Source organism: Geomonas edaphica (genome assembly GCF_004917075.1).
In the GTDB taxonomy this organism is placed as follows: Bacteria; Desulfobacterota; Desulfuromonadia; order Geobacterales; family Geobacteraceae; genus Geomonas; species Geomonas edaphica.
Window position 1 is genome coordinate 331,866 of the sequence record NZ_SSYB01000005.1, and the last position, 24,878, is coordinate 356,743.

Annotated in this window: 25 protein-coding genes; 11 read left to right on the plus strand and 14 right to left on the minus strand. The window is 62.9% G+C overall.

Annotated elements, in window-relative coordinates; all coding sequences use genetic code 11:
* Nucleotides 1-41: 41 nt before the first annotated feature.
* Entirely contained in the window at nucleotides 42-1,142 is a 1,101-nt protein-coding gene (locus tag E8K79_RS17240) for a CFI-box-CTERM domain-containing protein (RefSeq protein WP_136515807.1), read from the minus strand.
* A gap of 185 nt (nucleotides 1,143-1,327) precedes the next feature.
* Nucleotides 1,328-3,268: a tetratricopeptide repeat protein gene (locus tag E8K79_RS21755; RefSeq protein ID WP_136515808.1), complete on the minus strand. Its 1,941-nt coding sequence runs from the start codon at nucleotides 3,266-3,268 to the stop codon at nucleotides 1,328-1,330.
* 329 nt (nucleotides 3,269-3,597) lie between these two features.
* On the opposite strand from E8K79_RS21755, the gene E8K79_RS17250 reads away from it, so the two are divergent.
* The 3 genes from E8K79_RS17250 to thiL are packed head-to-tail and all read left to right on the plus strand — an operon-like array spanning nucleotide 3,598 to nucleotide 7,458.
* Nucleotides 3,598-4,038, plus strand: a complete 441-nt coding sequence (locus tag E8K79_RS17250) for an Hsp20/alpha crystallin family protein (RefSeq protein WP_135868396.1) — start codon at nucleotides 3,598-3,600, stop codon at nucleotides 4,036-4,038.
* A 10-nt stretch (nucleotides 4,039-4,048) separates the two neighbouring features.
* Nucleotides 4,049-6,487: an endopeptidase La gene (gene lon, locus E8K79_RS17255; protein WP_136515809.1), complete on the plus strand. Its 2,439-nt coding sequence runs from the start codon at nucleotides 4,049-4,051 to the stop codon at nucleotides 6,485-6,487.
* On the plus strand, nucleotides 6,484-7,458 hold the full coding sequence (thiL, locus tag E8K79_RS17260) for a thiamine-phosphate kinase (protein WP_136515810.1): 975 nt from the start codon (nucleotides 6,484-6,486) through the stop codon (nucleotides 7,456-7,458). The genes lon and thiL overlap by 4 nt, the downstream gene beginning before the upstream one ends.
* On the opposite strand, the gene E8K79_RS17265 is transcribed toward thiL, so the two are convergent.
* Both E8K79_RS17265 and E8K79_RS17270 read right to left on the minus strand, forming a co-directional pair.
* Nucleotides 7,455-7,853, minus strand: coding sequence for a secondary thiamine-phosphate synthase enzyme YjbQ (locus tag E8K79_RS17265; protein WP_135868393.1), 399 nt, complete (start codon nucleotides 7,851-7,853; stop codon nucleotides 7,455-7,457). The two genes, thiL and E8K79_RS17265, sit on opposite strands and share 4 nt — an antisense overlap.
* Nucleotides 7,854-7,959: 106 nt before the next feature.
* Entirely contained in the window at nucleotides 7,960-8,418 is a 459-nt protein-coding gene (locus E8K79_RS17270) for a tetratricopeptide repeat protein (RefSeq protein ID WP_246043863.1), read from the minus strand.
* 154 nt (nucleotides 8,419-8,572) lie between these two features.
* On the opposite strand from E8K79_RS17270, the gene folK reads away from it, so the two are divergent.
* The 3 genes from folK to fsa are packed head-to-tail and all read left to right on the plus strand — an operon-like array spanning nucleotide 8,573 to nucleotide 9,970.
* Nucleotides 8,573-9,061: a 2-amino-4-hydroxy-6-hydroxymethyldihydropteridine diphosphokinase gene (gene folK, locus E8K79_RS17275; protein WP_136515812.1), complete on the plus strand. Its 489-nt coding sequence runs from the start codon at nucleotides 8,573-8,575 to the stop codon at nucleotides 9,059-9,061.
* Nucleotides 9,062-9,069: 8 nt separating this feature from the next.
* Complete coding sequence (locus tag E8K79_RS17280; RefSeq protein ID WP_198419364.1) at nucleotides 9,070-9,306, plus strand: YHS domain-containing protein; 237 nt, start codon at nucleotides 9,070-9,072, stop codon at nucleotides 9,304-9,306.
* 19 nt (nucleotides 9,307-9,325) lie between these two features.
* Nucleotides 9,326-9,970, plus strand: a complete 645-nt coding sequence (gene fsa, locus E8K79_RS17285; protein ID WP_135868390.1) for a fructose-6-phosphate aldolase — start codon at nucleotides 9,326-9,328, stop codon at nucleotides 9,968-9,970.
* Between the two features lie 100 nt (nucleotides 9,971-10,070).
* Here fsa and E8K79_RS17290 read toward each other — a convergent pair whose 3' ends face one another.
* Nucleotides 10,071-10,682 carry a DedA family protein gene (locus E8K79_RS17290; RefSeq protein WP_136515813.1) on the minus strand — a complete coding sequence of 204 codons (612 nt, stop codon included), beginning with the start codon at nucleotides 10,680-10,682 and terminating at the stop codon, nucleotides 10,071-10,073.
* Between the two features lie 120 nt (nucleotides 10,683-10,802).
* On the opposite strand from E8K79_RS17290, the gene E8K79_RS17295 reads away from it, so the two are divergent.
* The 5 genes from E8K79_RS17295 (at nucleotide 10,803) to E8K79_RS17315 (ending at nucleotide 17,086) form a co-directional block, all read left to right on the plus strand.
* A complete protein-coding gene (locus E8K79_RS17295; RefSeq protein ID WP_136515814.1) occupies nucleotides 10,803-12,452 on the plus strand; it encodes a putative manganese-dependent inorganic diphosphatase in 1,650 nt (549 codons plus the stop codon).
* Nucleotides 12,449-14,377, plus strand: a complete 1,929-nt coding sequence (locus E8K79_RS17300; RefSeq protein WP_136515815.1) for a bifunctional homocysteine S-methyltransferase/methylenetetrahydrofolate reductase — start codon at nucleotides 12,449-12,451, stop codon at nucleotides 14,375-14,377. Before E8K79_RS17295 ends, E8K79_RS17300 begins: the two co-directional genes overlap by 4 nt.
* 45 nt (nucleotides 14,378-14,422) lie before the next feature.
* Entirely contained in the window at nucleotides 14,423-15,091 is a 669-nt protein-coding gene (locus E8K79_RS17305; protein ID WP_136516017.1) for a nitrite/sulfite reductase domain-containing protein, read from the plus strand.
* Nucleotides 15,092-15,146: 55 nt separating this feature from the next.
* Nucleotides 15,147-15,914, plus strand: coding sequence for a tRNA 2-thiocytidine(32) synthetase TtcA (gene ttcA / locus E8K79_RS17310; RefSeq protein ID WP_136515816.1), 768 nt, complete (start codon nucleotides 15,147-15,149; stop codon nucleotides 15,912-15,914).
* A gap of 179 nt (nucleotides 15,915-16,093) precedes the next feature.
* A complete protein-coding gene (locus E8K79_RS17315; RefSeq protein ID WP_136515817.1) occupies nucleotides 16,094-17,086 on the plus strand; it encodes a 4Fe-4S binding protein in 993 nt (330 codons plus the stop codon).
* A gap of 154 nt (nucleotides 17,087-17,240) precedes the next feature.
* On the opposite strand, the gene E8K79_RS17320 is transcribed toward E8K79_RS17315, so the two are convergent.
* The 9 genes from E8K79_RS17320 to E8K79_RS17360 form a co-directional block, all read right to left on the minus strand.
* Complete coding sequence (locus E8K79_RS17320) at nucleotides 17,241-17,660, minus strand: TraR/DksA family transcriptional regulator (RefSeq protein ID WP_135868385.1); 420 nt, start codon at nucleotides 17,658-17,660, stop codon at nucleotides 17,241-17,243.
* 84 nt (nucleotides 17,661-17,744) lie between these two features.
* Nucleotides 17,745-19,091 carry a 30S ribosomal protein S12 methylthiotransferase RimO gene (rimO, locus tag E8K79_RS17325; RefSeq protein ID WP_135868384.1) on the minus strand — a complete coding sequence of 449 codons (1,347 nt, stop codon included), beginning with the start codon at nucleotides 19,089-19,091 and terminating at the stop codon, nucleotides 17,745-17,747.
* A 19-nt stretch (nucleotides 19,092-19,110) separates the two neighbouring features.
* Nucleotides 19,111-19,596 carry a YajQ family cyclic di-GMP-binding protein gene (locus E8K79_RS17330; protein ID WP_135868383.1) on the minus strand — a complete coding sequence of 162 codons (486 nt, stop codon included), beginning with the start codon at nucleotides 19,594-19,596 and terminating at the stop codon, nucleotides 19,111-19,113.
* Nucleotides 19,597-19,624: 28 nt separating this feature from the next.
* On the minus strand, nucleotides 19,625-20,335 hold the full coding sequence (locus E8K79_RS17335) for a LolA family protein (protein WP_136515818.1): 711 nt from the start codon (nucleotides 20,333-20,335) through the stop codon (nucleotides 19,625-19,627).
* 117 nt (nucleotides 20,336-20,452) lie between these two features.
* Entirely contained in the window at nucleotides 20,453-21,052 is a 600-nt protein-coding gene (locus E8K79_RS17340; protein WP_136515819.1) for a chemotaxis protein CheC, read from the minus strand.
* A 48-nt stretch (nucleotides 21,053-21,100) separates the two neighbouring features.
* Nucleotides 21,101-22,768: a chemotaxis protein CheA gene (locus E8K79_RS17345; protein WP_342782560.1), complete on the minus strand. Its 1,668-nt coding sequence runs from the start codon at nucleotides 22,766-22,768 to the stop codon at nucleotides 21,101-21,103.
* 9 nt (nucleotides 22,769-22,777) lie between these two features.
* Nucleotides 22,778-23,143: a response regulator gene (locus tag E8K79_RS17350; RefSeq protein WP_136515821.1), complete on the minus strand. Its 366-nt coding sequence runs from the start codon at nucleotides 23,141-23,143 to the stop codon at nucleotides 22,778-22,780.
* Nucleotides 23,143-23,592 (minus strand): chemotaxis protein CheW, encoded by a 450-nt coding sequence (locus E8K79_RS17355; protein ID WP_136515822.1) that lies wholly within the window; start codon nucleotides 23,590-23,592, stop codon nucleotides 23,143-23,145. Before E8K79_RS17355 ends, E8K79_RS17350 begins: the two co-directional genes overlap by 1 nt.
* The gene (locus E8K79_RS17360) at nucleotides 23,589-24,875 is read right to left on the minus strand and encodes a methyl-accepting chemotaxis protein (protein WP_135868377.1); all 1,287 of its coding nucleotides are present in this window, start codon (nucleotides 24,873-24,875) and stop codon (nucleotides 23,589-23,591) included. Before E8K79_RS17360 ends, E8K79_RS17355 begins: the two co-directional genes overlap by 4 nt.
* Nucleotides 24,876-24,878: the final 3 nt, after the last annotated feature.

Below are 24,878 nucleotides of genomic sequence, written 5' to 3' on the forward strand. Positions count from 1 at the left end.
AAGGCCGGGGGCAACCCCGGCCTTTTTTCTTTGGTGCGCAGTCAGGCGCGCGAGGAGCGGCGCCGCTTAAGGGGGAGCAGCACAGCACTGGCGAGGATCAGTGCCGCGGCGACCGGCGGGTGAAGCATGAGCCAGGCGAAGAGGATGGCCGGGAGTAGTGCTGCGCGCACCGAAGCCTTGAGCCAGGGGTGTTTCTCGATAGCGTGCGCCCAGGCGGGACCATGGCGGTAATACCAGGCTACGAAGGCGTGGCCGGGAGCGTTAGTTACGAGGTAGCGGTCCCTGAAGCTGCGCAGCAGTTGTACCTCGGAGGCGAGCGGAGTGCCGTAGGCGGCGGTGGCGATGAAGCATCCCTCCTTAAGAACGATGACTGGGGCGGCCGAGGTGGTTGTTGCGCTCAGGCGGTTGGAGAGCGGGCTCAACTGGAGTGTTCCGACGCCCTGGCTTGTTTCCTCTGAATAGACGCTTTCGTTGCCGCTTCCTGGGGCCGGTGCGAGCGCCTGGTTCACCACCGCGGTGACCGCGGCGTAGACGGTGCGCTGTGCCAGTGCTGAAACCGCCACGAAGTAAAAAACGTTTTCCTCGAGGCCGGGCAGGGTGGTCATGAGCGCCGTCGGAGGGGTGCCCCATTCCCCTACATCGATGAAGGTGTCGGGGCGTGTGTTGTCGTCGAAGTTAGTTTTGCTGTAGTAGATGCGGTAACCGGTCGCGCCAGGTACCGTGTTCCAGGTCACCTGGAAGGCGCCTGCGGCCGGGGCGAGGGAGACGAGCCCTGGGGCGGCCGGCGCAGCAGGCGGTATGGTCGAAAGCCCACTCAGGCTGGCGCTGTTGCTGGTTAGGGGGATTTGGACGGGTGAAGCCCCTTCGCGGGCCTCGGCGCCGTTGTACGTTCCAGCGGCGTTGCCATAGTAGACGCGGTAGGCGCTGATTCCGAGCGAGGTGGCGGGAGTCCAACTGATCACCATGGTGTCGGGGGCGCTCAGGGCTGAGCTTACCCCGCTGGGGGGAGGTGGAGAGACTACCGCGGCAGCGAGAGCGGGTTCCAGGGGGGCGGGCGTCTCCTGGGCTACTGCTGGCAGTAAGGCGAGCGCCACCGCGATGCATGCGCCAGAAAGCGTCACCCGCAACAGACCGGGCTTCATGTGGCCTCCTCGCCGGGCGCCTCAACGAGGCATCATTCCGGACCGTGGAAGATTAAGAGGATCATCACCTGTCGCTAATAGTAATGTAAGGGAGGCTGCGCGCAAGGGGGCGTAAGTGCGGGAAACGAAAAAGGCAGCCGTTGCCGGCTGCCTTTTTCGCGTAGATCAATACCGCGGCTGCGGCTCTAATTTTCCTTGTGCTTCTTCTTGGAGCTCTTTTTCCCTTTCGAGGACTTCTTAGACGGCTTGTCGTCGCTGTCCTTGGATTTCTTCCCCTTCTTCCCTTTCTTTCCCTTGCCCCCCTTCGTCGCCTTGGAAGACTTCGAGGACTTGTGCTTGCGGTAGCTTCTCGGTTCCGGGTTGAACTCGTCCTTGATGTTGCTCAAAAGGACCTGGGCCTCCTCGAGTTCCGGGTCGGCCTTGCGGGCCGCCTCCAGCGACTCCTTCGCCTCGGCGATGTGGCCGTCCTTCATCTGGACCCTTCCCATCGCGTTCAGCGCCTTCGCGTGGTCTGCCTTGAGCTTCACCGCTTCCTTGTACTCGTCGGTCGCGGCGGTGTAGTTCTTCTGGAATTCGTAGACGAGGCCTAGCTTGTAATGGGCGTTGGCGTCGGTGGGAGCAAGCTCGACCCCTTCCTTCAGGAGCTTCGCGAGCGCGTCGTAATTCTTGTTCTTTACGTAGATTGCGGTGAGCGCGGTGCGGGCGTCCTGGTCGTCCTTTTTCAGGCGCAGCACCTCCTGGTACTCGCCGGCGGCCTGGTCCATCTCGTTACGTTTGCGCAGGAGCCCGGCGAGTTCGCGGTGGGCATCCAGCGACTCGCTGTCGAGCTTGATCGCGGTCTGGTACGCGGTGATCGCAGAGTCGAGGTTCTTCGCGTTCACGTAGGCGCGTGCGAGCTTCAGCTGGGCCACCGCGTCGGTAGGTGTCAGCTTGACAAGCTCCTGGTACTGCTCGAGCGCCTGCGGGAAGCTCCCCCTCAGGGTGTAGATGTCGGCGAGGCGCTGCCTGGCCTGGACGTTGTCCGGCGTGCTCGCGAGCACCTGGCGGTACTCGACCACCGCCTCGTCGAGGAGCGCCTTTCTCTCGTAGATCCCGGCGAGGTTCAGGTGCAACTGCGGGTTTTCCGCCTTGTTCCTGATCGCGTCGCGGTAGTAGTTCATCGCCTCGTCTTCGCGACCCACTGCGACCAGGGCATCCCCAAGACGCTGCTGCGCTACCGCGTCGGTGGGCTCCTCGGCAAGCCTCAGGCGGTACTCGCTGATCGCCATGTCGAGGTCCTTGGCGGTCCGGTGTTGCTCGGCAAGCGCCATGTGGTCGACCTTGGGGGCGTCCTTCTCGGTCATGGTTATTCCGGCGAGCATGCGCTCGTAGTCGGCGCTCTTCTGGTCCCCCTTCTTCGCGTACCCCTCGGAGAGGAGGCGGTGCACCTCCTTGTTCTTCGGGTCGGCGATGGCCGCCTGTTTCAGCTCGTTGACACCCTTGTCGGTCTCGCCGCGGGTGAGCAGGAGCGCACCAAGGCCCAGGCGTGCCCGTGCGTTGCCGGGCTGGATGGCGAGCGCCTTGCGGTACTCGTCCTCTGCTTTTTGCTGCTGTCCGAGGGCCTGGTAGGAGACGGCGAGGTCCCCGTGCAGGGAGGCGTCTTCCGGGAAGGCGGCGAGCGCCTCGGTGTAGTGGAAGACGGCGAGTTGGTGCAGGTCTTTTTGGGCGAGGATACGGGCGAGGCCGCCGTGGTAGCGCGGGTCGCCGGCCTTTAGTCCCTGGGAGAGCTCGACCGCGGCCTCTTCGCTTGCCCCTTTCTGCTGGTGCAAAAGGCCAAGGTTTCCGCTCGCCGGGTAGAACTCAGGGTCGAGGGCGAGTGTCTCGCGGTACTCCTGGATGGCCGCATCGATGTTGCCGCTGCGCTCGAAGGCAAGCGCCTTCAGGTAGCGCCCCGGAGCGCCGGTGGGGCAGAGCTCGGCCACGCGCTTCTCGGCGTCGTTTCGTTTCTGCTCGCTCGCCTGCGGCGGGAGCTCCATGATGATCTTCTTCGCCTGCAGGCAGCTGTTCGTCGCCGGGAAAGGCCAGCTGAAGCCGGTGCCGAACAGGGTCACCGCAAAAAGCGATGAGAGTGCTACGTATCGTTTCATGTAAGGCCCTTTTGAAATTGTAATGAGGATATGGAAGGCGCCGTGGCGCCGGCGGCTCGGTCTTGGGGACCGTGCGAGGATGGCGGATTATACACATCGGGGGTGCTAAATTCAATTCCAAAACGCCAATCATTAACGATACCGATCCTTTGCGCCCCGGAAGCCTTGCCTGGCGCGGGGGCTCCAAGGTTAGGGCGGATTACCTTGACTTTCATGATAAAGATGGTTAAATCATCTGCACCGGTCCGGGTGGGCACCACGGGGCCGGTTTTTCTTTAGCGGTCACGGCCCCGGCGGCCGGGAAGAGGGCGTCGGGCGAGAGGGGCGAAATGGCGGTGATTCCGAAGGAACCGTTGGAGTGGTTGAACCTGTTTCGCCAGCAGATGGACGAGATCTTCCGTTATCTCACCACGCTGGAGGGGCGGGAGGGAGTCGCCGAAAAGGAGCATGCCCCGCTGTTGGACATCTACGAGACCGGCAACTCGTTTGTCGTCGAAGCCGAGCTGCCCGGTTGCAACCGCGAAGACATCACCCTGAGCCTTTGCTGCTCGACCCTGGTGATCGAGGGGAACATCCGAGAGGAGACCGACCCCGGCGCCACCTATATCTGCCTCGAGCGCCCCGCCGGGCGCTTCTGCCGGGCCGTCGAAGTTCCCCCAGGCGCCGACCTGGACGGGGTGAAAGCCGGCTGCCGCAACGGCCTACTTACCGTGGCGTTCCCCTGGCGCAAGAACGACAAACCGCACATCCGGGAGATCCCGATAGAGTAAGGAGAAGTACATGGAAAACAGGCAGGAGACCGAAGAACTGAACATACCGGATGTTCTGCCGCTGCTCCCGGTTCGGGACGTGGTTGTCTATCCCTACATGATTCTGCCGCTTTTCGTGGGGCGGGAGATATCGATCGCCGCCGTCGATCACGCACTTTCCAAGGACCGCATGATCTTCCTTGCGACGCAGCGGGACGTGGGTGACGAGGATCCGGCACCCGAGGCGATCTACGAGGTCGGCACGGTCGCCATGATCATGCGCATGCTGAAGCTCCCCGACGGCAGGGTGAAGATCCTGGTGCAGGGGCTCACCAAGGCGCGCATCACCGAATATCTGGCCGACAAGCCCTTCTATTCGGTGCGCATCGACCGCATCCTGGAGCCCGCCGCCCCGGAGAACACCCTCGAGGCCGAGGCGCTCATCCGTACCGTCAAAGAGGAACTCGCGAAGATCGTGGCGCTCGGCAAGGCCGTTTCCCCCGAGGTCATGGTCATCGTTGAGAACATGCAGGAGCCGGGTGCCTTGGCCGATCTGGTCGCCAGCAACATAGGGCTCAAGGTCGAGGAGGCGCAGGGGCTTTTAGAGGTGGTCGATCCGCTGGAGCGATTAAAGCGCGTGAACGACCTCCTGAATAAGGAGAGCGAGCTTCTCAACATGCAGGCGCGCATCCAGTCCGCCGCCAAGGAGGAGATGGGCAAGAGCCAGCGCGAGTACTACCTGCGCGAGCAGCTGCGCGCCATCCAGCAGGAGCTAGGCGAGAGCGACGCGCGCAGCGAGGAGATGGCGGAGCTAAGAAAGTCCATCGAGAGCGCCAAGATGCCTCAAAACGTCGAGAAGGAGGCCCTGAAGCAACTGGGGCGCCTGGAGCAGATGCATCCGGACGCCGCTGAAGCGGGTATGCTGAGGACCTTCCTCGACTGGATGGTGGACATCCCGTGGGGGAAGGCGACCAAGGACTCCCTCGAGATCAACCGCGCCTCCGAGATCCTCAACGAGGACCACTACTTCCTTGAGAAGGTGAAGGAGCGCATCCTCGAGTTCCTGGCGGTGCGAAAGCTGAAGAAGAAGATGAAGGGCCCGATCCTCTGCTTCGTCGGCCCCCCGGGTGTCGGCAAGACGAGCCTCGGCAAGTCCATCGCCCGCGCCATGGGGAGAAAGTTCGTACGCATCTCTCTGGGGGGCGTGCGCGACGAGGCCGAGATCCGCGGGCATCGGCGCACCTACGTCGGCGCGCTTCCCGGCCGTATTATCCAGGGGCTCAAGCAGGCCGGCTCGAACAACCCGGTCTTCATGCTCGACGAACTCGACAAGCTCGGGAGCGACTTCAGGGGGGATCCCTCCTCAGCGCTTTTAGAGGTGCTCGATCCGGAGCAGAACAACAGCTTCTCGGATCACTACATTAACCTCCCCTTCAACCTCTCCAACGTGATGTTCATCGCGACGGCGAACCAGATGGACACCATCCCCGGTCCCTTGCGGGACAGGATGGAGGTTATCAACCTCGCGGGCTACACAGAGGAGGAAAAACTCGGCATCGCCAAGCGCTACCTCGTGCCGCGCCAGGTGAAGGAAAACGGCATCACCGAGGAGATCGTCGTCTTCTCCGAGGAGGCCCTCCGGGCGATCATCGCCAAGTACACCCGCGAGGCGGGGCTTCGGAACCTTGAGCGCGAGATCGGCAGCGTCTGCCGCAAGGTGGCGCGGAAGTACGCCGAAGGGAGGGGTGAGAAGTTCGTCATCACTGCGGGCACCGTCGCCAAGTACCTCGGTCCTCCGAAGTTTCTGCGCGAGGAGGAGATGGATAAGAACGAGGTCGGCGTGGTCACCGGCCTTGCCTGGACCCCGGTCGGCGGCGAGGTGCTCTTCGTCGAGGCGACCGTGATGAAGGGGAAGGGGGCGCTGACGCTCACCGGCCAGTTGGGCGATGTGATGAAGGAATCGGTCCAGGCCGCGCTCTCCTACATCCGCTCCCGGACCGGAGAGCTTAACATCCACGAGGACTTCAATTCCTCGATCGACATCCACGTGCACGTCCCGGCCGGCGCCATTCCAAAGGACGGCCCTTCGGCTGGTGTCACCATGGCGACCGCCCTGGTATCGGCTCTCACCAAGATCCCGGTCAGAAAAGAGGTTGCCATGACCGGCGAAATCACCCTGCGCGGCAAGGTGCTCCCGATCGGCGGTCTGAAGGAGAAGATCCTCGCCGCGGCGCGCCTCGGCGTCACCACGGTGATCATCCCGGTGCAGAACAAGAAGGACCTCGAGGACGTTCCGAAGACCATCCTCAAGAAGCTTAAGATCGTCACCGCCTCAACCATCGACGATGTCCTGGCCGTCGCACTCGAGAAGTATCCCCCCCCGGCGCCCAAGCCGGAAAAGGCTGAACCTCCGAAGACCAAGGTGAGGACCCGGGTCCCGGTATCCTCCACGGTGAGGGGCAAGGCTTGAAACTTGCTGAACTCGGGGAATTCGGCCTCATCGACAGGATAAAGGCACACGTCGCCGCGTCACCCTCGGTGCTTCTGGGCATCGGGGACGACGCGGCGGCGCTCGTTCCCACCCAAGGCTTCGTTACCCTCATCACCTCCGACATGCTCCTTGAAGGGGTCCACTTCGACCTCTCCTTCTGCGATCCGCGCACCCTCGGCAGAAAATCGCTTTCCGTCAACCTATCCGATGTCGCAGCCATGGGGGCGCGCCCGCGCCACTTCCTGCTCGGCGTCGCCCTCCCGAAGGACGTACCTCTGGAATTCATGGACGGCTTCATGGCCGGCATGCTGGAGCAGGCGGAGCGCTTTAGCGCGACCCTGGTCGGCGGGGACACCTGCGCTTCTAAGGGGGGGCTTGCCATCTCGGTCACCGCCCTCGGCGAGCAGCGTCCCGAGCTGGTCTTGAAGCGAAGCGGCGCACGGCCGGGGGACCTGGTCTGCGTGACCGGAACGGTCGGGGACGCGGCGGCAGGGCTGAACCTGCTCATGCGCGGGGAGCGGGAGGGATTCCTGGTCTCGCGGCAGCTCGACCCGACCCCGAGGGTGGAGGCGGGGATTGCTCTTGCCGAGGCGGGGTGCGTCACCGCCATGATCGATGTAAGCGACGGGGTGCTGCAGGATTTGGGGCACATCTGCGAGATGTCCGGTGTAGGTGCCTGTCTGGAGCTTGCAAAGCTGCCGCTGTCCGACGAGTACCGCTCCGAGTGCGCCGAAGACCCGTTCGCCCTGGCGCTCTCGGGTGGGGAGGACTATGAGTTGCTGTTTTGTATTCCTGAAGGTAGGGATGCTGAAGCCTTGGAGGTCTGTGCCCGCGCCGGAGTCCCGGTTTCCGTGATTGGGACGGTCACCGCCGGCTCAGGAATCGAACTCACCGCTCCCGACGGGACGTCCTATCGCGCGCCGAGGCGCGGCTTCGACCATTTCGCCTAATCCCCGCTGATCCTCACCGCCACGCGCCGCTCCCGCGGCCCGTCGAACTCGCAGAAGTAGAGCGCCTGCCAGGTCCCCAGCAAAAGCTTGCCCCTATCGATCAAGAGCCTCTGGCAGGTCCCCACCAGGGTCGATTTCACGTGCGCCGCGGAGTTTCCTTCCGCGTGGGTGAAGTAGTGCGCGTCCGGCACCAGCTGGTCGAGGCAGTTCGCGATGTCCCGCTTCACCGCCGGGTCAGCCCCTTCGTTCACGGTGACCCCGGCCGTCGTGTGCAGCACGAAGACGTCACAGGTGCCGCTTCCCACCATTGCCGCCGCGACCAGATCCTCCACCCGCGCGGTGATGTCGATCAACTCCGTCCTCTCCCTGCTTTTCAGCGTAATGTATTGGATCATCCGTCCCTCCGTCCGTTATTTATAGATGGATCTCTCCTCCCCCGGAGAGAGTTCCCCACCCTGCGGCGCTTCGTGGCACCCGCCACGGCATTCCCGGATGAGCCTTTTACTTTTTGAAGAGGCTGCTCCTTATCTTGCCAAGATACTTGTTGACCGGATTCCCCCTGGAAAGGAACGGGAGCACCGGCCGTTCCCGCTGCCCAAGTGTCTGTAGAAGTTTCGTGATCGCCGGGTTTTTCCCCACCCTGAGCCCCAGGTGCAGCGCCCTGATTGCCTCTTTCTTCCTTCCGGCGGCGAGGTACACGGTGCCAAGGCGCAGGAAATGATTCGAGTTTTTGGGCTCCCTCTTGACCGCCTCCTGGCACAGGGCCACTGCCGTCTGCACGTTTCCTGTCGCCTGGGCCAGAGCCAGGGCGTACAGGGAGAGGTGCTCAGGCGTGCGCTCCTTTTCCAGGGCGGCATGCAGGTAGCGTTGTGCCACCGTGAAACGGCGCGTTTCCAGCGCCTCCTTCCCGAGGTGCACCAGTTCGCCGGTTTCCATTTCGGCAATCTCTGCAGCGTTCACGCATTCTCCTGTTGTTGGTCCGTGGCCGCCCATGAGGAGTGGCCATGGTGACGGCAAATTAAGATTCTACACTATAGCATCTAATTTACCTCGCAAGCCGGAGTTCCTCGGGCAGGGTTGAAAAAAAAAGGGATTTATGTTCTAATCTGCCGCTGTGGAACAATGCGCGTACATAGGACTGGGGAGCAACATCGGCGACCGCGAGTTGAAGCTTCTGATGGCGATTGCCGAGCTCGGGAAGCTGCCGCAAACGCGTGTCACCGCGGTGTCCCCCTTCTACGAGACCGAACCGGTCGGAGGGGTGCCCCAGGATAACTTCTACAACGCCGTGGTGCGCCTCAACACGGAGCTTGCGCCGCTCGACCTCCTGGCACGGCTGAAGCGGCTGGAAAAGGAGGTCTTTCACCGGGCGCCTTCGCAGCGCTGGGGCGCACGCAGCATGGACCTCGACATCCTCCTCTACGGCGAGCTGGTCATGACCGGCGACGAACTCACCATCCCGCATCCGCGCCTTGCCGAGCGTCGTTTCGCCCTCCAGCCGCTGGCCGACCTCGCCCCCGACCTGGTACACCCGACCCTGGGCAAGCGAATCATCGAACTGTTGACGGAACTGACCTCTCCCGAGAAGGTGGTCAGGATCTAGGGGGAAACGTGAAATTTTTGATCTGGGCGCTTTTAGGGTACCTCGTGTACCGCATGTTCGTGGGGAAAGCGCCCCAAAAGATAGAGAAGCAGGAAAAAAGCGCCGCCGAGACCTTTCAGGATCCGGTCTGCGGCGTGTACATAGCCGAGGCCGACGCGGTGGTCGGCAGGCTGGAGGGGAAGCGATATCACTTCTGCTCCATGGAGTGCCTGAGGAAATTCGAAGCGATGCAACAGCGGCAATAAACAACCAACCGGAGGAAAGATGAAGTTTTTTATCGACACAGCGGATGTTAAGGAAATTCGGGAGGCCAACGAACTGGGCCTGGTGGACGGCGTCACCACCAACCCCTCCCTGATCGCCAAGAGTGGCCGGCGTTTTGAGGAAGTGATCAAGGAGATCACTGAGATCGTGGACGGCCCGATCTCCGCCGAGGTCATTTCCCTTGAACACGACGGCATGATCGCCGAGGCGACCGAGCTCGCTAAGATCCACCCGAACATCGTCATCAAGCTCCCGATGACCCCGGAAGGGCTCAAGGCGACCAAGACCCTGCACAAGCAGGGGATCAAGACCAACGTCACGCTGATCTTCTCCCCGATGCAGGCTCTCCTCGCCGCCAAGGCGGGCGCCACCTACGTCTCCCCGTTCGTCGGCCGCCTGGACGACATCTCCCAGGACGGCATGGGGATCATCGAAGAGATCAGGACCATATTCGACAACTACGGCATGGACGCCCAGATCATCGTGGCGAGCATCAGGAACCCGGTGCACGTGCTGAACTCCGCACTGATCGGCGCCGACGTCTGCACCATCCCGTACTCGGTCATGCTGCAGCTTGCCAAGCACCCGCTCACTGACGCGGGGATCAAGAAGTTTCTGGAAGACTGGGAGAAGGTTCCCAAGTAAGGCGGGAGTTTCGAAGGGTGACGCGGGGGCTCCCCCCCGCGACGGGTAACAAAGGCGTTATCTGAGGGCGGGTCTTGGACCCGCCCTTCATTTATGTGGGTTATTCCGGCGAGCTGGCGCCGTTTCTGCGCTGCAGCTTCACGTAGATGGTGATGATCACTGCACTCACGATGATGACGCCGATGAGCGCCTGGTGCGAGTACTTCATGATCAGTTCCTGGTTGCTCCCGATGAAGTAGCCGATGAAGGTGAGCACGGTGACCCAGATCCCGGCGCCCAAAAGCGTGTAGAGCGAGAACTTCACGTGGTTCATCCCGGCAAGTCCGGCGGGAAGCGAGATCAGGTGCCTGACCACCGGCAGAAGCCTCCCGATGAAGGTGGAGATTTCGCCGTGATCCTTGAAGAAGCGCTCCACCTTGGCGAACTTCTCCTCGGTGATGAAGACGTACTTGCCGTACTTGAGAACCAGAGGACGGCCGAGGTAGTGGGCCGCGTAGTAGTTGGCGTAGGCGCCGATAAGGCTCCCCACGGTGCCGCAGGCGATGGCCGCGAACATGTTCATCTGCCCCTGCTGCGCCAGGTAGCCGGCGGGCGGCATCACGAGCTCGCTGGGGATCGGGAAGACGGAGCTTTCCATCGCCATCAGGAGGAAGATCCCCGGGTATCCCATCGCGCCTATCGTTTCTACCAGCCACTGTACCGCTGCGTGCATGCCTGACTCTCCTTTTGACTTTTTGTGCGGCGGTCATTCTATACGGGTCTCCGCAAAAAAACGACCAATTTAATATTTAACTCCGCCTGCCGGAACTGCGGCGGGCGGTTGAAGGGAAACATGGACAAACAGATCTTCGTAATCGGCCACAGGAACCCGGACACCGACTCGGTCGCCTCGGCCATCGCCTACGCCCATTTGAAACGCGAGCTCGGCAACGAGCGCGTCACCGCGGCGATGGCGGGCAGCCTGAACCCGCAGACCACCTGGCTCCTCCCCCGTCTGGGGATCGAAGCGCCGCTCTACCTGGCCGACGTACACCCGAAGGTGCGCGACGTGATCCAACGCTCGCCGGTCACCGTGCCGGCCGGGGCGCCGCTGTTGAACGCGCTGGAAGAATTCCACCACAACTCCATCAGGATCCTTCCGGTGGTCGACGACGCCGGCGTCCCGAAGGGGGTGATCCCGCTCCGAAAGATCGCCGAGCGCTTCCTTGTCACCGGGCCGGACTCCCTGCGCCTGGTTTCCGCCTCGCTCGCCTCGCTTGCCGACTGCCTCGTGGGTAGCTTCCTCGCCGGCGCTCCGGACACGGCAGTGGAACACCTGCATCTCTTCGTCGGCGCGATGGGGGAGGAATCCTTCCTCGACAGGATCGCCGCCTGCGACCCCGCCACCCTTATCGTGGTTACCGGCGACCGGGCTTCCATCCAACTCGCCTCGATCGAGCGCGGCGTGCGCCTGCTCATCGTGACCGGCGGCCTTGCCGTCTCCGATGAGACCGTGCGTGCCGCTGCCTCCCGCGGCGTTGCCCTCTTGACGACGCCGCTCGACACCGCGGCGACCGTCTCCCGCGCCAGGCTCGCGACTCCGGTTCTCGAGCTTGCCGTTCCGAGTTTCGAGAGCGTCTCCGTGGATGAGCCGCTTGGGCGCCTGCGCGACAAGCTCCTGCATTCCGGCGAGACCGCGGTCTTAGCCCTCGAGGAGGACGGGACCCTCGCCGGCGTCGCCACCAAGTCTTCGCTCTTCGCGCCGCTCCCCTACGCCCTGATCCTCGTGGACCACAACGAACTCGGCCAGGCGGTACCGGGCGCAGAGGACGTGGAGATCCTCGAAGTGGTGGACCATCACAAGCTTGGGAACGCCCCGACGAGCCACCCGATCCCCTTCATCACCGCGCCGGTCGGGAGCACCTGCACCATCGTCGCGTCGCTCTACGACGAGCACCGCATGCTCCCCCCCGCCGAGATCGCTGCACTCCTACTCGCCGGGATCCTCTCGGACACGGTGATCCTCAAGTCGCCGACCACGACGCAGCGCGACCGTGACGCCGTGGAGCGGCTTGCGGGAATTGCCGGGCTCGACTGGGAGTCCTTCGGCGCCGAGATCTTCGCAGCCTCGGGGGCCCTTTCCGGTTACGGAAGCCCCGAGCGCGTGGTCGGCTCCGACTTCAAGCTCTTCAGCCAGGGCGAGGTGACCTTCGGCGTCGGGCAGGTCGAGGTGTTCGGCTTCGACGAGTTCTACGAGATGAAGGTGGAATTGCGCAAGGCGCTCGCGGCACGGCGTGAAAAGGAGGGGCTGGAGCTTGCCGGCCTCATGGTCACCGACATCTCGAGCGAAAGCACCATGTTCGTCATGGAAGGGGGACAGGCCTTCGTCCGCTTCATGGGGTACCCGCAGCCCGAGCCGCACGTCTTCGAGATGAAGGGTGTCATGTCGCGTAAGAAACAGCTGGTTCCGCACCTGATGAAGGTGCTCGGGGGCGCCCGATGAGGGAAGGCTTCCTGGAGCGCATCGCGGCGGGTGTCCTTGTCGGCGACGGCGCCATCGGCACCATGCTCTACGCCAAGGGGGTGGCGCCGGAGGCAAACTTCGAGCACCTGAACCTGGTGCGTCCGGAGCTCGTGCTGGAGCTGCACCGCGAGTACCTCGACGCCGGAGCCCAGGTCATCGAGACCAACACCTTCGGCGCCAACTGCGCCAAGCTCTCCGCCATCGGTCTGGGCGCCAAGGTGGCCGAGGTCAACCGCAAGGGGGCGCAGCTCGCGAAAAGCGCCGCGTCTGGTCGTGACGTCTTCGTGGCCGGCTCCATCGGTCCGCTCGGGCGCGGCAAGGCGGAACTCTCCGCCGAGCAGATCGCGGAGTACTTCCGGGTCCAGTCGTCGGCCCTCGCCGACGGTGGCGTGGATCTGCTGATCCTTGAGACCTTCTCTGAGCTCGACGAGCTCCTCACAGCGCTTGCCGCCGCAAAAGAGACCGGGCTCCCGGTGGTCGCCAACCTAGCCTTCGGTGAAGGGGGGCGTCTCCCCGGCGGGACCCGCGCCGAGGACGCCGCGCAGCGCCTTGCCGCAGCCGGGGCTGACCTAGTCGGTGCCAACTGCGGCGCCGGACCGCTCGAGCTCCTCGCCACGGTGAAGCGGATTGCGGCCGCCTGCTCCCTCCCGATCGCCGCCTATCCCAACAGCGGTTTCCCCGAATACCTGGAAGGGCGCTACATCTACCGCACCACGCCCGAGTACTTCGCCGACCGCGCCGAGGAACTGGTCGAAGCCGGTGCCTCCCTGGTGGGTGGGTGCTGCGGTACCACGCCGGAACACATCAGGGTGATGGCGGAGCGGCTGCAGGGTTCTACCCTATCCCCCAGGGAGAGGGTGCCCGCTGGGCTGGTGAGTGTGGTAACACGCAGTGAAGAAGTTGCCCGGAGCGAGGCCCTCACCCCCGGCCCCTCTCCCGCCTGCGGACCAGAGCCCTTCGGTGGGCGCCGGCCCGAAGGGCGAGGGGAGCTCTCAGGCCGTTTCCTCGACGCCTGGGGCGTGGAGCCAGTGATCACCGTTGAACTCGACCCTCCGAAGGGGCTCGACTGCGAGAGGGTGCTGGCCGGGAGCCGGGCACTCAAGGCGGCTGGGGCGCACGCCATAAACCTCGCCGAGAACCCGCTCGCGCGCGTGCGCATGGGGAACCTAGCCCTCGCCGCGACTATCCGCCGCGAGGTCGGCATCGAGGTGATCGCCCACGTCACCTGCCGCGACCGTAACCTGATCGGGATGCAGTCCGACCTGATGGGGGCGAGCCTTTTGGGGGTCACCTCCATCCTCGCCGTCACCGGCGATCCCGCGAGCCTTGGCGACGAGGCCGGGGCCTCCTCGGTCTTCGACCTCAACTCGTTCACTCTCCTTAAGCTTTTGAGCGATCTGAACCGCGGGGTGAACGCGCTCGGCAACCCGATCGGCGCCGGTACCGGCTTCACCTTGGGGGCCGCCTTCAACCCGAACACGCAGCGGATGGACGTGCAGGTGGGGCGCCTCGAGAAGAAGGTCGCCAACGGCGCCCGCTTCGTCCAGACCCAGCCGATCTACGACATCGCCCGTTTCGAGGAGATGATGGAGCGCACCGCCGGTCTTGGTATCCCCATCCTACCCGGCGTGTTGCCGCTGGTATCCGGGCGTAACGCCGAGTTTCTGCACAACGAGGTCCCTGGCATCGTCATCCCCGAGGAGATCCGGAAGCGCATGGCCGGGAAGACCGGCGAGGAAGGAGTCGCCGAGGGGCTTGCCATAGCCAGGGAATTCATCGAGGCGGCAGGCGCCAAGGCGGGCGGGTTTTACCTCATCCCCCCCTTCGGCAAATACGAGATCGCTGTGGAACTGGTTAGATTCATAAAAGAGAAAACCCGAAAAGCGGCTTTTAACTTATTTTGACCTGCATCAATTTCAATCGAGACTAAGGAGCAGATGATGACCGAGATGAAGAAAGACATCCTGCAAAAAGGCGCCATCCTGCAGCGCGACCGTGAGACCTACGCCATCGCGCCGCATATCCCCGGGGGCTTCACCGACACCGCCACGCTGAGAAAGATCTGTGACGTGGCCGACAAGTACGGGCTCACCCTGAAGATCACCTCGGCGCAGCGCATCGCCATGTTCGGCGTGAAGGAAGAAGAACTGGACGCGGTCTGGACCGACCTCGCCGAGGAGCCGGGTGCCGCCATCGGCCTGTGCGTGAGAAGCATCCGGATCTGCCCCGGCACCCAACAGTGCAAGCGTGCGGTGCTCGACTCCGCGTCGCTCGGCCTCAAGCTGGACAAGATCTACCACGCCATGGAACTCCCCAACAAGATGAAGATGGGGGTCTCCGGCTGCCTGCTCGCCTGCGCCGAGTCCGGCGTGAAGGACATCGGCATCGTTGGCCACAACAAGGGGTGGCGCGTCCTCGTCGGGGGGAATGCGGGTCCCCGTCCGCGCCTGGGCGAGATGCTCGTGGACAACATCCAGACCGAAGAAGAAGTGCTCGAGGTGGTAGCAAAGGTGGTAGAGGTCTACAAGAACGACCCGCAGCAGGGGCGATTGGGTAGGCTGATAGAGGAGATCGGCATCGAGGCTTTCCGTGCCCGCGTCCTCGGCACGCAGCAGTAGGTCAGGGTGAGAGCGGCAACGATGACAAGAAAAGATCTACGCGCGGGAGGGACACGTGGCGCTTATTGAGGACGCGCTCTTCACGCGCATCAAGAATAGGGTCGGCAGGGCAATTTCGGAGTTTGACCTTATCTCGGAAGGGGACCGCGTCGCGGTCGCGGTTTCAGGGGGGAAGGATTCCTACGCGATGCTGCACGTGCTGGAGACCCTGCGTCGGCGCGCTCCGGTGCGCTACGAACTGGTCGCCATCAACATCGATTCCGGCTACCGGGGGTACCGCGCCGACATCATCGAGGAGCACCTGAAGGAGCACGGCTTCACCTATCACATGGAGAAGACCGAGCACTACGACATCATCTCCGAGAAGCGGCGCCCGAACTCCTCCTACTGCTCGATCTGCGCGAGGCTAAAGCGCGGCACCCTGTACACCCTCGCGCAGCAGATGGGGTGCAACAAGCTCGCGCTCGGGCACCACATGGATGATTTCGTCGAGACGCTGCTTTTAAACCAGTTCTTCGTCGGCTCACTGAAGGCGATGGCCCCGAGCATGCTGGCGGACAACGGCGTCACTACGGTCATCAGGCCGCTGGTCTACGTTCCGGAGAAGGATATTATCCCGTTCTCGCGCAACAACCGTTTTCCCGTGGTCTGCTGCTGCTGTCCCGTCTGCGGGACCGCGGACCTGCAGCGCAAGAGGATGAAGGAACTCCTCTCCACCTTGGAGCGGGACAACCCCTTCGTGAAAAACAGCCTCCTGAAGGCCTTGTCCAACGTCCACCCGCGCCATTTGCTGGACAAGGGGTTGACGAGAAAGCCCTCCTGACGCAGGTCGGCGATGATGTCCTTCACGGTGATGTGCCCGCAGTAGATGACGATTCCCACGGCTCCTATGACCATCGGTTCCATGTGCTACCTCCGCTTCGTGTGATGATACGACGGTAGCAGGTGGTGGCGACAGAAAAAGTCGCAACTATATAAGCTAGGCAAAACAAGGTGAGGTTCATGGCAGAAAAAAAAGTGCAAAAGGTTCGCTTGGCCGTCCAGTGGGGCTTCCTTCTCTTCTCCCTATACCTGGGAGTAACCTTCTACCGCTTCGTGCTGCACTTCCAAAGCGGCGGCGCCACGCCGTTCGTGGAGCGTCCAAACGGCGTCGAGGCCTTTCTCCCCATCTCCGCTCTGGTGAGCCTCAAGGGGTGGATCGTTTCCGGGACCATCAACGACGTGCACCCCGCAGCGCTCGTGGTCTTTCTGAGTGTGATCGCGATGTCGCTTCTTCTGAAGCGCTCCTTCTGCTCGTGGGTCTGCCCGGTCTCTACGATCACGGAGGTCTGCTGGAAGGTGGGGTACAAGATCTTCGGGAAAAACTTCAAGATCTGGCTCTGGCTCGACTGGCTGCTGCGTCCCATCAAGTACCTGCTGCTCGCCTTTTTCGTGGTCTCCATCCTGGGGTTCATGGCGCCTGACAGCGTGAGCGACTTCATCGCAGGCGACTACAACAAGATGGCCGACATCAAGATGCTGGACTTCTTCGTGCACCTCTCGGGGACGCCGCTCGTGGTGATCGGGATCCTGCTCGCCCTGTCGTTTTTCTTCAAGAACCCGTTCTGCCGTTTCCTCTGCCCTTACGGCGCGCTCCTGGGGCTCGTCTCCCGTCTGTCGCCGGTCAAGGTGCAGCGTAACGAGAGCGCCTGCATCTCCTGCGGCGGCTGCACAAGGGCCTGCCCCTCTTACATCGACGTGATGCACCAGGGGCGGGTCTGCTCCGAGGAGTGCGTCGGCTGCCTGCGCTGCGTGAGCGCCTGCCCGAAGCCGGAGGCGCTGCAGATGAAGGCGAAGAACGGCAAGGTGATTCCGGGGATGGTGTACGCGGCCCTCGTCGTGGCGGTCTTCATCGGCGGGACCCTCATCGGCCGCGCCACCGGACACTGGCACAGCTCCATCACGAAGAGTGATTACCAGAGGCTCATCGCCGCACCGCCGTTGGAGCACCCGTAGTCCATGCCCCCTCCCCCGGAGGGCGGAGTGACAACTGCAGTAAAAACGAAAAGAGGGGACGGTATCGCTACCGTCCCCTCTTGTTATTTTCAGAATGGCGAGGGTGAAAATGGATCGTGCCGTTTCGCCCCTTTTCCCGCCTGATTCTCTCTACTTACCCTTCCTCTTCCTCGCCGAGTGCGATCTCGCGGTAGGCGCGGTCCTCTTCGAAGCGTTTGGTCTGCGCCTGCTGCTTCTCGAGGTCCGCCTTGCACTTCACGCAGTGGCGGGCGAAGGGAACGATCTTAAGCCTCCCCATCGGGATCTCTTCCTCGCACTCCTCGCAGATGCCGTACTCGCCTTCTTCGAGGCGAAGTAACGCCTCGTCTATATTGCGCAATTTCTCGCGCTCCCGGTCACCCAGCAAAAGGCCGAGCTCGCGGTCGCGCTCGCTGGAAGCCTGGTCGTAGATGTCGCCGCTCGGCTCGTTGATCGGTGCATCAGAACCGGACTTGACAGTCTTGTTAATCTCTTTAAGCGTCTCCTCTTTCATTTTGAGGAGCATCGCTTTCATTTCTTCAGGTTTTTCAGTCATGTATAAACTATCTCCGTTGTTTCTTAATACCCTCAAAAAGCGACGCAATAATACAGCAATAGAGGTTCATGTCAAGTTAAAAGCCTACTCTATGATCTCCCCAATCAGGTCATAGTCTGAAGAATCAGTTATCTTCAATCTGACTATGTCACCGACATTGGCATTGCCTGCGGTGATGTAAACCTGACCGTCCACATCGGGTGCCTGACGAGAGGAACGCCCCTTCAGAAGCAGCTCGGTTTCCTCACTGTACCCCTCGACCAGCACGTCCTCCTCGCTGTCCACCAGGGTCCGGTTGTGCTTGAAGGAGACGCGCGCCTGGGTGCGCATCAGCTTCTTGTGACGTTCGCGCTTCACGCGCTCAGAAACCTGGTCCGCCATCTCGGCGGCCGGGGTTCCCTCCTCGCGCGAGTAGCAGAAGACGCCGAGGCGGTCGAAGCGGGTCTCTTCCACGAACTGCAGGAGCTTCTTGAAGTCCTCGTTGGTCTCGCCCGGGAAACCGACGATGAGCGAGGTGCGGATGGCGATGTCCGGGATCTCGCGGCGCAGCTTCTTGATCAGGGTGCGGATGTCGTCCTCGCCGCTTCTGCGCTTCATGTTCTTAAGGACCGGATCGGCTATGTGCTGGATCGGGAGGTCCAAGTACTTGCAGACCTTGGGCTCGTTCTTTATGAGCTCGATGAGTGAGTCCCTCACCCCGTCCGGGTAGGCGTACAGGAGCCTGATCCACTTGAGCCCCTCGAGCTTCGCGAGCTCCTGGACCAACTGCTCGAGGCTCGGCTTTTCGGGGAGATCACGGCCGTAGGCGGTGATGTCCTGGGCGATCAGGTTCAGCTCCTTCACCCCTGCCGCCACGAGCGATTTGGCCTCCGCCATGAGCGTCGCGAAGGGGCGGGAGCGGTGTGCGCCGCGCAGCGAGGGTATGACGCAGTAGGAGCAGTTGTTCGAGCACCCTTCCGCGATCTTCAGGTACGCGGTGTAGTGCGGCGAGGACTGCAGGCGCGGCAGCTCGTCGTTGTAGACGAAGTTCGGGTCGCCGGTGTAGCAGAGCTGGGTGTCGGTCCCCTTCTTCTCCGCGATGATTTCCGCGATGCGCGGGTAGTCGCCGGTGCCGATGAAGATGTCCACTTCCGGAAGCTCTTTCGCGAGCTCCTCCTGGTAGCGCTGCGGCAGGCAGCCGGTCACGATCAGGAGCTTGCAGCGCGCGTCGTGCTTTCGGTCCGCCAGGTCGAGGATGGTGTCGATGCTCTCCTGCTTCGCCTCTTTTATGAAGGAGCAGGTGTTCACCACGATGATGTCGGCCTGCATCTCATCGGTGGTGACTTCGTACTCGTCCTTGGAGAGGTAGCCCAGCATAACCTCGGCGTCCACCAGGTTCTTCGGGCAGCCCAGGCTCACCAGGCTCACTTTTTCCTTAATCTTCTGGTTCAAAAAAATCCCCTCTTCTTGATTAGCTTCTGAAGTTGACGAACTGCATGTCGATGTCGAGGTCCTTACCCTTGAGGGTCTTGATGACATCCTGCAGGTCGTCGATGTTTTTGCCGGTGACGCGGAGCTGGTCGTCCTGGATCTGGCTCTGCACCTTCAGCTTGGTATCCTTGATCACCTGGCCGATCTCTTTCGCCTTCTCCTTGGAGATCCCCACCTGCAAGGTGATGATCTGGCGCACCATGCCTCCGGAGGCCTGCTCGACCTTGCCGTACTGCAGCGCCTTGGGCGAGATGTTGCGCTTCACGAACTTGGATTGCAGGATGTCGATGACCGCCTTCAGCTTGAAGTCGTCCTCGGAAAGGACCTTGATGCTTTCCTTCTCCAGGGTCACCTCGCTCTTGCTCCCCTTGAAGTCGTAGCGCTGGCTGATCTCCTTCACGGTCTGGTTGATGGCGTTGTCGACTTCCTGCATGTCGACCTTGGAAACGATGTCGAATGACGGCATAGAACCCCCTATTAAATTCAAGCTGCTGCTATCTGTTCTTGATGACCTGCACCCCCGAAGGGATCTTGAAGCTGAACTTGCCGCTGGAGATGCCGCGGTTCGTCCTTACGTTGCTGAAGTCCATCCGGGTCGTGTTCCCGATCTGGTCGACCACCGTGGAGGAGACCACCGGGAAGGGGGTGGAGGGCTTCCCCTTGGCGATGAAGCTCTCGACCGCGTCACCGGAGATGGTGAGCTGCAGCTTCGCCATGGCGGCGCTCTTCTTGTGCGGGGTGAGCTCCAGCTGGTAGTTGCCGTTTTTGTCCTTCGCGTTGTCGGCGAAGGCGATGGCGAAGTCCTTGGAGACCTGCCCGAGGCCGGTCAGATAGTTCATGGCGATGCCGTTGCCCGCCTCGAACATCTGCGCGAGGTCCATCACCATGACCTGCTTCTGATCCGGGATGTAGTACCAGACCGTCTTGCCGTTGGAAACGATCTGCTGCTTCGGCTTGGTGTAGTTGAAGCGGAACATGGAGTCCTTGCTCCCACCCTTCTTGATGAAGAGCTCGCCCCCCCCCTTCTCGTCGCGCCTGAGCGCTTTGACGTGGCTTTTCTGGCTGAAGTCCGCCTGCAGGTCGTTCAGGGAGGCGTAACCCTGCTCCAGGGTGCGTACCACCTGGGAGAGCTCGGCGCAGAGGGCGGAACTGACGGAAAGGGTGATCAGGGCGAGACACAGGACGACGGTTCTGGCAATTTTCATGATCGACCTCTGAAAATTAGTGAAGGTCTCGGGTGTGGACCCGGGACCCTCGTGGCGCCGCATAAGCGGCGGTTTGACCGGGCATTCTGACATACAACCGGATATCGTGCAACTGTTTCATTGATCGAGGGAGGCGAGCATGGCGCCCAGCGACGTGGGGGAGGGCATGAGGAATATGCTCCCCCCGCAGCGCGAGTCGGAAACGTCGAAGACCGTGTCGATCATGACCACCTTTTCCCCGTCGGCCCCGGGCTCCATGGCGCGCTCCAGGATCTCTCGTCCGTTGCCGGAGCAAAATGCCGGGACCGAGGGGAGCAACGTCATCTTTAGCGAGTTGCCTAGGGCGTTCAGGCAGGCCGAGGCGAGGATGTTGCCGACCTCCATGAGGGTGGCCCTTTCCATCTCGGAAAGCGGCGTCCCGGGCTGCGGGACCGCCCCGAGGAGGAGCTCGAGGATCCGGTGCGCGTTCTCCTCGAGAAGCATGATCAGGATGCTGCCGCGCACGTTGCCGAGGATCTGCAACTGCAGCGCGGTGACCTCGTGCGCCTCCATCAGGCCGGTCATCCCCGGGCCGTCGAGCACCTGCAGGCGCGGCACCTGGATGTGCACCCCTTTACCCATGAGCTGCGACAGGGCGATGGCTGCGTGCTCCATGCCGAGGCTGCACACCTTGGTCAGCGTCTTCAGTTCCGCTTCGTATTTTGCCTGGTCAGCCATGTCAGTCTCCGGTGGTTCCCGCGCTGAAGCGGGTAACCGCGATGCGTCTTATAGAAGTTCGGAAATATCGAGGATGGTGACGATCTCGCCGTCGCCGAGCGTCGCCCCGCCGGCGAGCCCCGTCACCCCGTCTAGCGGTCTTCCCAGCCTTTTTACGAACAGTTCGTGCTGCCCCAGGAGGCGGTCCACCACCATGCCCACCCGGCGCCCCTTGGCCTCGGTGACGAAGAGCGGGAGGATCCCGTCGGGGAAGCGCCCGAGGGGGAGCCCCAGCACCCGGTTCAGGGATAATAGCGGGATCGACTCGTCGTCGAGCTGGAACATCTGCCTTTTTCCCACCGTCTCGATCTGGCGCCGGGAGAGCTCCACGGTGCGCTGCACCGCGTTCACCGGGATGGCGGTCTTGATCGGGCCGCACTGCACCAAAAGCGCGTGGATGATGGCGATGGTGAGCGGCAGCTTGAGGGTGATGACGGTTCCCTGTCCCGGCTCGGACTCGATCCCGAGGGTCCCCCCCAGCTTCGCGATGGCGGCGTTCACCGCGTCCATGCCGACGCCGCGCCCGGAGATGTCGGTCACCTCTTTGGCGGTGGAGAAGCCGGGGATGCAGGAGAGCATGAGCGCCTGGCGGGGGGAGAGGAGCTCCCCCTCTTCGGGGGTGATGAGCCCCTTGCGCACCGCGGCATCGATCATCGCCTGCGGCTCCATGCCGCGCCCGTCGTCGCGCACCGTGATGTGGATCCGGTCCCGGTCCCGCGACACCGACAGCTTGACGAGCCCGCGCGCCGGCTTCCCGGCCCGCTCCCGTTCCTCCCCGTCCTCGATGCCGTGGTCCACGGCGTTTCTCAGGATGTGGTTCAGGGGATCGACGAGCTGCTCCAGGACGCCGCGGTCGAGGCCGATCTCGCGCCCCGTGAGCTCGAAGTGGATCTCCTTGCCGCTTTTCTTGGCGACGGCGCGCACTGAGCGCTGGAAGCGGTCGCTGATCGCCTCGAAGGGCATCAGGCGCACCTTCATCACCTCGTCGTGCAGGGCGCGCAACAGCTTTGAGGTCTCGGATACCGCGTCGTTCAAGGCGGGGGACGCGAGGTCGCGGCCGATGCTTAAAAGGCGCTGCTTGTTGGTGACGAGCTCGCCGGTCAGGTTGATCAGGTGGTCGAGGAGCTCGGTCTTCACCCGCACCGTGCCCCCCAGTTCGGGCGCACTTTCCTTCGCCCGTTCCGTTTCGGCGGAGGGGGTGGGGACGGACTCGGCAGCCTGCGCGGACTCGACAGCCGGCGCGGGCTCGGCAGCCGGAGAGGAGACCTCGGGCGCTTCGTCCGTTTTCTTAGCCTTTTTCTCCGGTGGGGGGACGTAGGCCGCGAGCCGCGCGGGGTAGCCGTCGGTCGGGACGCTCGAGGGGCGCTCCTCCTCGACGTCCTTCAAAAGCGCGTCGATCAGGTCGACCCCTTCGAGCAAGAGGTCGGCCACCCCGGCCCCGAAGGGGAGGGCGCCGTCGCGCACCCGCGCCATCAGGTCTTCCATACTGTGGGCCACCACGACCACGTCGCCGTACTCCATCGAGGCCGCCATCCCCTTCAGGGAGTGCGCGCCGCGAAACAGCGCGTCGATGGCGCCTCGCTCGGCCGGGGACTGCTCGAGCGCCACCACCTGCTCCGCGATGGATCTCAAGTACTCCCGCGATTCCGAGAGGAAGAGGGCTTTGTACTGCGACATGTCCATCGGTTACCCCTGGACCACTTCCCTGAGCACCCGGGTGACGAGCTCCGGGTTGAACGGTTTGAGGATGAATGCCTTGGCCCCCGCCTCGGTGGCGGCGGTGGTGAGGGCCTCCTGGCCTATGGCGGAGCACATCACCACGCGGGCGGCGGCGTCGTACGCCATGATCTCCTGGAGCGCCTCGATGCCTCCCTTGTTCGGCATGACGATGTCCAGGGTGACCAGGTCAGGGAGGGATTCGCGGTACTTGGCGACCGCCTCCTCGCCGTCGGACGCCTCGGCGGTTATCTCGTAACCTTCTTCGGTGAGGATGTCGCGCAGCATTTTCCTCATGAACATGGAGTCGTCTACTATCATGACCTTGATGGCCATCAGTTACCTCCTGGGGCGGATTTGGGTGCGGCCGCGCGCAGATCCTCCTCCAGGGAGGAAAGGAGCGTCTCGAGTCTCACCAGGCGCAGGTGCCCCTGCGGGGTCTCGAGGAGCGCCTCGATAAGGGGATCGTCGGACCGGGTCGCCCCGGTGATCCCCTGCGCATCGATGATGGAGCCGACGGCGTCCACCTTCAGGGCGAGGTGGGCGAGCTTCGTGTCGATCACGAGGAGCTTGCCGGGAAGCGGGCGGCTTCCCGCTCCCAGGTACTGGGCGAAGTCGAGGAGGGCGGTCAGGTTGCCGTGAAAGTTGATGAGCCCCATGTAGTAGGGAGGGGCGCCGGCAAAGGGGTAGCTTTGCTGCGGCTCCATGACCTCGCAGACCTCGGTCAAGTTCAGGGCGAAGAGCTCGCGCCCCACGCTGAAAACGAGCAGGCGCTCCGCAATCACGCTTGGGGCTCCGGCGCGGTTCCCGGGTCGACCTGGAAGCGCTCCACCGAATGGAGCAGCTCGTCGGCCAGTTTCGCGAGCTCCTGGGTCTGGTACACCATCTCCTGCATCGCGGCGTGCTGCTCTTCGGTTGCCGCGGAGACCTCCTCGGTGGAGGCCGCGTTGTCCTCGGCCACCTTGGCGATCTCGTCCACCATGGTCACCATCTTGGCGGCACCGGTGGTCTGCATCTGCGAGAGATCGGCGATGGAGTTCGCCTTCCTCTCGGTATCCACGACGGTGGCGAGGATCTCCCTGAAGGCCTCGGCGGTGGTGTCCAGGTTCTTCTTGCCGCCGATGATGCCCCGCGAGCTGTCGGTGATGGTCTCCTGCACCCGGCGGCTCTCCACCTTGACGATGTCGATCAGCTCGACGATCTCGGTGGCACTCTTCGCACTCCCGTCGGCGAGCTTTCTCACCTCCTCGGCCACCACGCCGAATCCCTTGCCGGACTCGCCGGCGCGGGCCGCCTCGATCGAGGCGTTCAGGGCGAGGAGGTTCGTCTGGCGCGCCATCTCTACGATGAAGTCGGCGATCTTACCCACCTGCTGCAGCTTCCCGTTCAGGTCCATGAACTGCATCGAGATGAGTTCGACGGAGTCGAAGAAGCTCTTCATCCGTTCCACCGAGTCGGTGGCGAGCTCGCCACCTTTCTGCGCGGTCTGGCTCGTCTCGCGCGCCGCCTTCGCGGTCTCCTTGGCGCGCCGCGCCACGAGGTCGATGGAGATCGCCATCTCGTGGATCACCTTGGCCCCCTTGGTCAGCATCTCGGCCTGGTTCTCCGCTCCGCCGGAGATGGTCTCGATCGCCTGGGCCACCTCCTCGGTGGAGGCGTTTATCTGCAGCGCGGTGGAGGAGAGGGTGCGCGCCGATTCGGAGACCCGCTCCGAGGTGTCGCGGATCTGGCGCACCAAAGCTCTCAGGCTCTCCAGCATGGTGTTGATGGACTGCGCCATGGAGTGGGTCTCATCCGGGAACCTCGGCTCAGGGAAGTCGACGTCGCTCGAGAGGTCCCCCCGGCTGATCGATTCGGTCGCACCGGTCAGGATCGAGATGTTCTTGGTGAAGCTCTTGGAGAAGAAGGAGCCTAGGATGAGTCCGATGGTGAGCGCCACCACGTAGGAGATGACGCTGGTCATCTCGGGGGAGTAGTCCAAAAGCTTCACACCGGAAGGTACGAAGACCACGGCGGCGACGACGGCCAGAAAGCCTAGGATGAACTTGTAGCCGATTTGGATGTACATGAA

Coding starts and splice junctions, on each gene's coding strand:
- E8K79_RS17295 (WP_136515814.1), top strand. CDS start 10,803: ATGGACAAACAGATCTTCGTAATCGGCCACAGGAACCCGGACACCGAC.
- E8K79_RS17335 (WP_136515818.1), bottom strand. CDS start 20,335: ATGAAAATTGCCAGAACCGTCGTCCTGTGTCTCGCCCTGATCACCCTT.
- E8K79_RS17240 (WP_136515807.1), bottom strand. CDS start 1,142: ATGAAGCCCGGTCTGTTGCGGGTGACGCTTTCTGGCGCATGCATCGCG.
- E8K79_RS17340 (WP_136515819.1), bottom strand. CDS start 21,052: ATGGCTGACCAGGCAAAATACGAAGCGGAACTGAAGACGCTGACCAAG.
- E8K79_RS17315 (WP_136515817.1), top strand. CDS start 16,094: ATGGCAGAAAAAAAAGTGCAAAAGGTTCGCTTGGCCGTCCAGTGGGGC.
- lon (WP_136515809.1), top strand. CDS start 4,049: ATGGAAAACAGGCAGGAGACCGAAGAACTGAACATACCGGATGTTCTG.
- E8K79_RS21755 (WP_136515808.1), bottom strand. CDS start 3,268: ATGAAACGATACGTAGCACTCTCATCGCTTTTTGCGGTGACCCTGTTC.
- E8K79_RS17305 (WP_136516017.1), top strand. CDS start 14,423: ATGAAGAAAGACATCCTGCAAAAAGGCGCCATCCTGCAGCGCGACCGT.
- fsa (WP_135868390.1), top strand. CDS start 9,326: ATGAAGTTTTTTATCGACACAGCGGATGTTAAGGAAATTCGGGAGGCC.
- E8K79_RS17345 (WP_342782560.1), bottom strand. CDS start 22,768: ATGTCGCAGTACAAAGCCCTCTTCCTCTCGGAATCGCGGGAGTACTTG.
- E8K79_RS17330 (WP_135868383.1), bottom strand. CDS start 19,596: ATGCCGTCATTCGACATCGTTTCCAAGGTCGACATGCAGGAAGTCGAC.
- E8K79_RS17265 (WP_135868393.1), bottom strand. CDS start 7,853: ATGATCCAATACATTACGCTGAAAAGCAGGGAGAGGACGGAGTTGATC.
- E8K79_RS17320 (WP_135868385.1), bottom strand. CDS start 17,660: ATGACTGAAAAACCTGAAGAAATGAAAGCGATGCTCCTCAAAATGAAA.
- E8K79_RS17350 (WP_136515821.1), bottom strand. CDS start 23,143: ATGGCCATCAAGGTCATGATAGTAGACGACTCCATGTTCATGAGGAAA.
- E8K79_RS17300 (WP_136515815.1), top strand. CDS start 12,449: ATGAGGGAAGGCTTCCTGGAGCGCATCGCGGCGGGTGTCCTTGTCGGC.
- E8K79_RS17290 (WP_136515813.1), bottom strand. CDS start 10,682: ATGCACGCAGCGGTACAGTGGCTGGTAGAAACGATAGGCGCGATGGGA.
- E8K79_RS17250 (WP_135868396.1), top strand. CDS start 3,598: ATGGCGGTGATTCCGAAGGAACCGTTGGAGTGGTTGAACCTGTTTCGC.
- E8K79_RS17360 (WP_135868377.1), bottom strand. CDS start 24,875: ATGTACATCCAAATCGGCTACAAGTTCATCCTAGGCTTTCTGGCCGTC.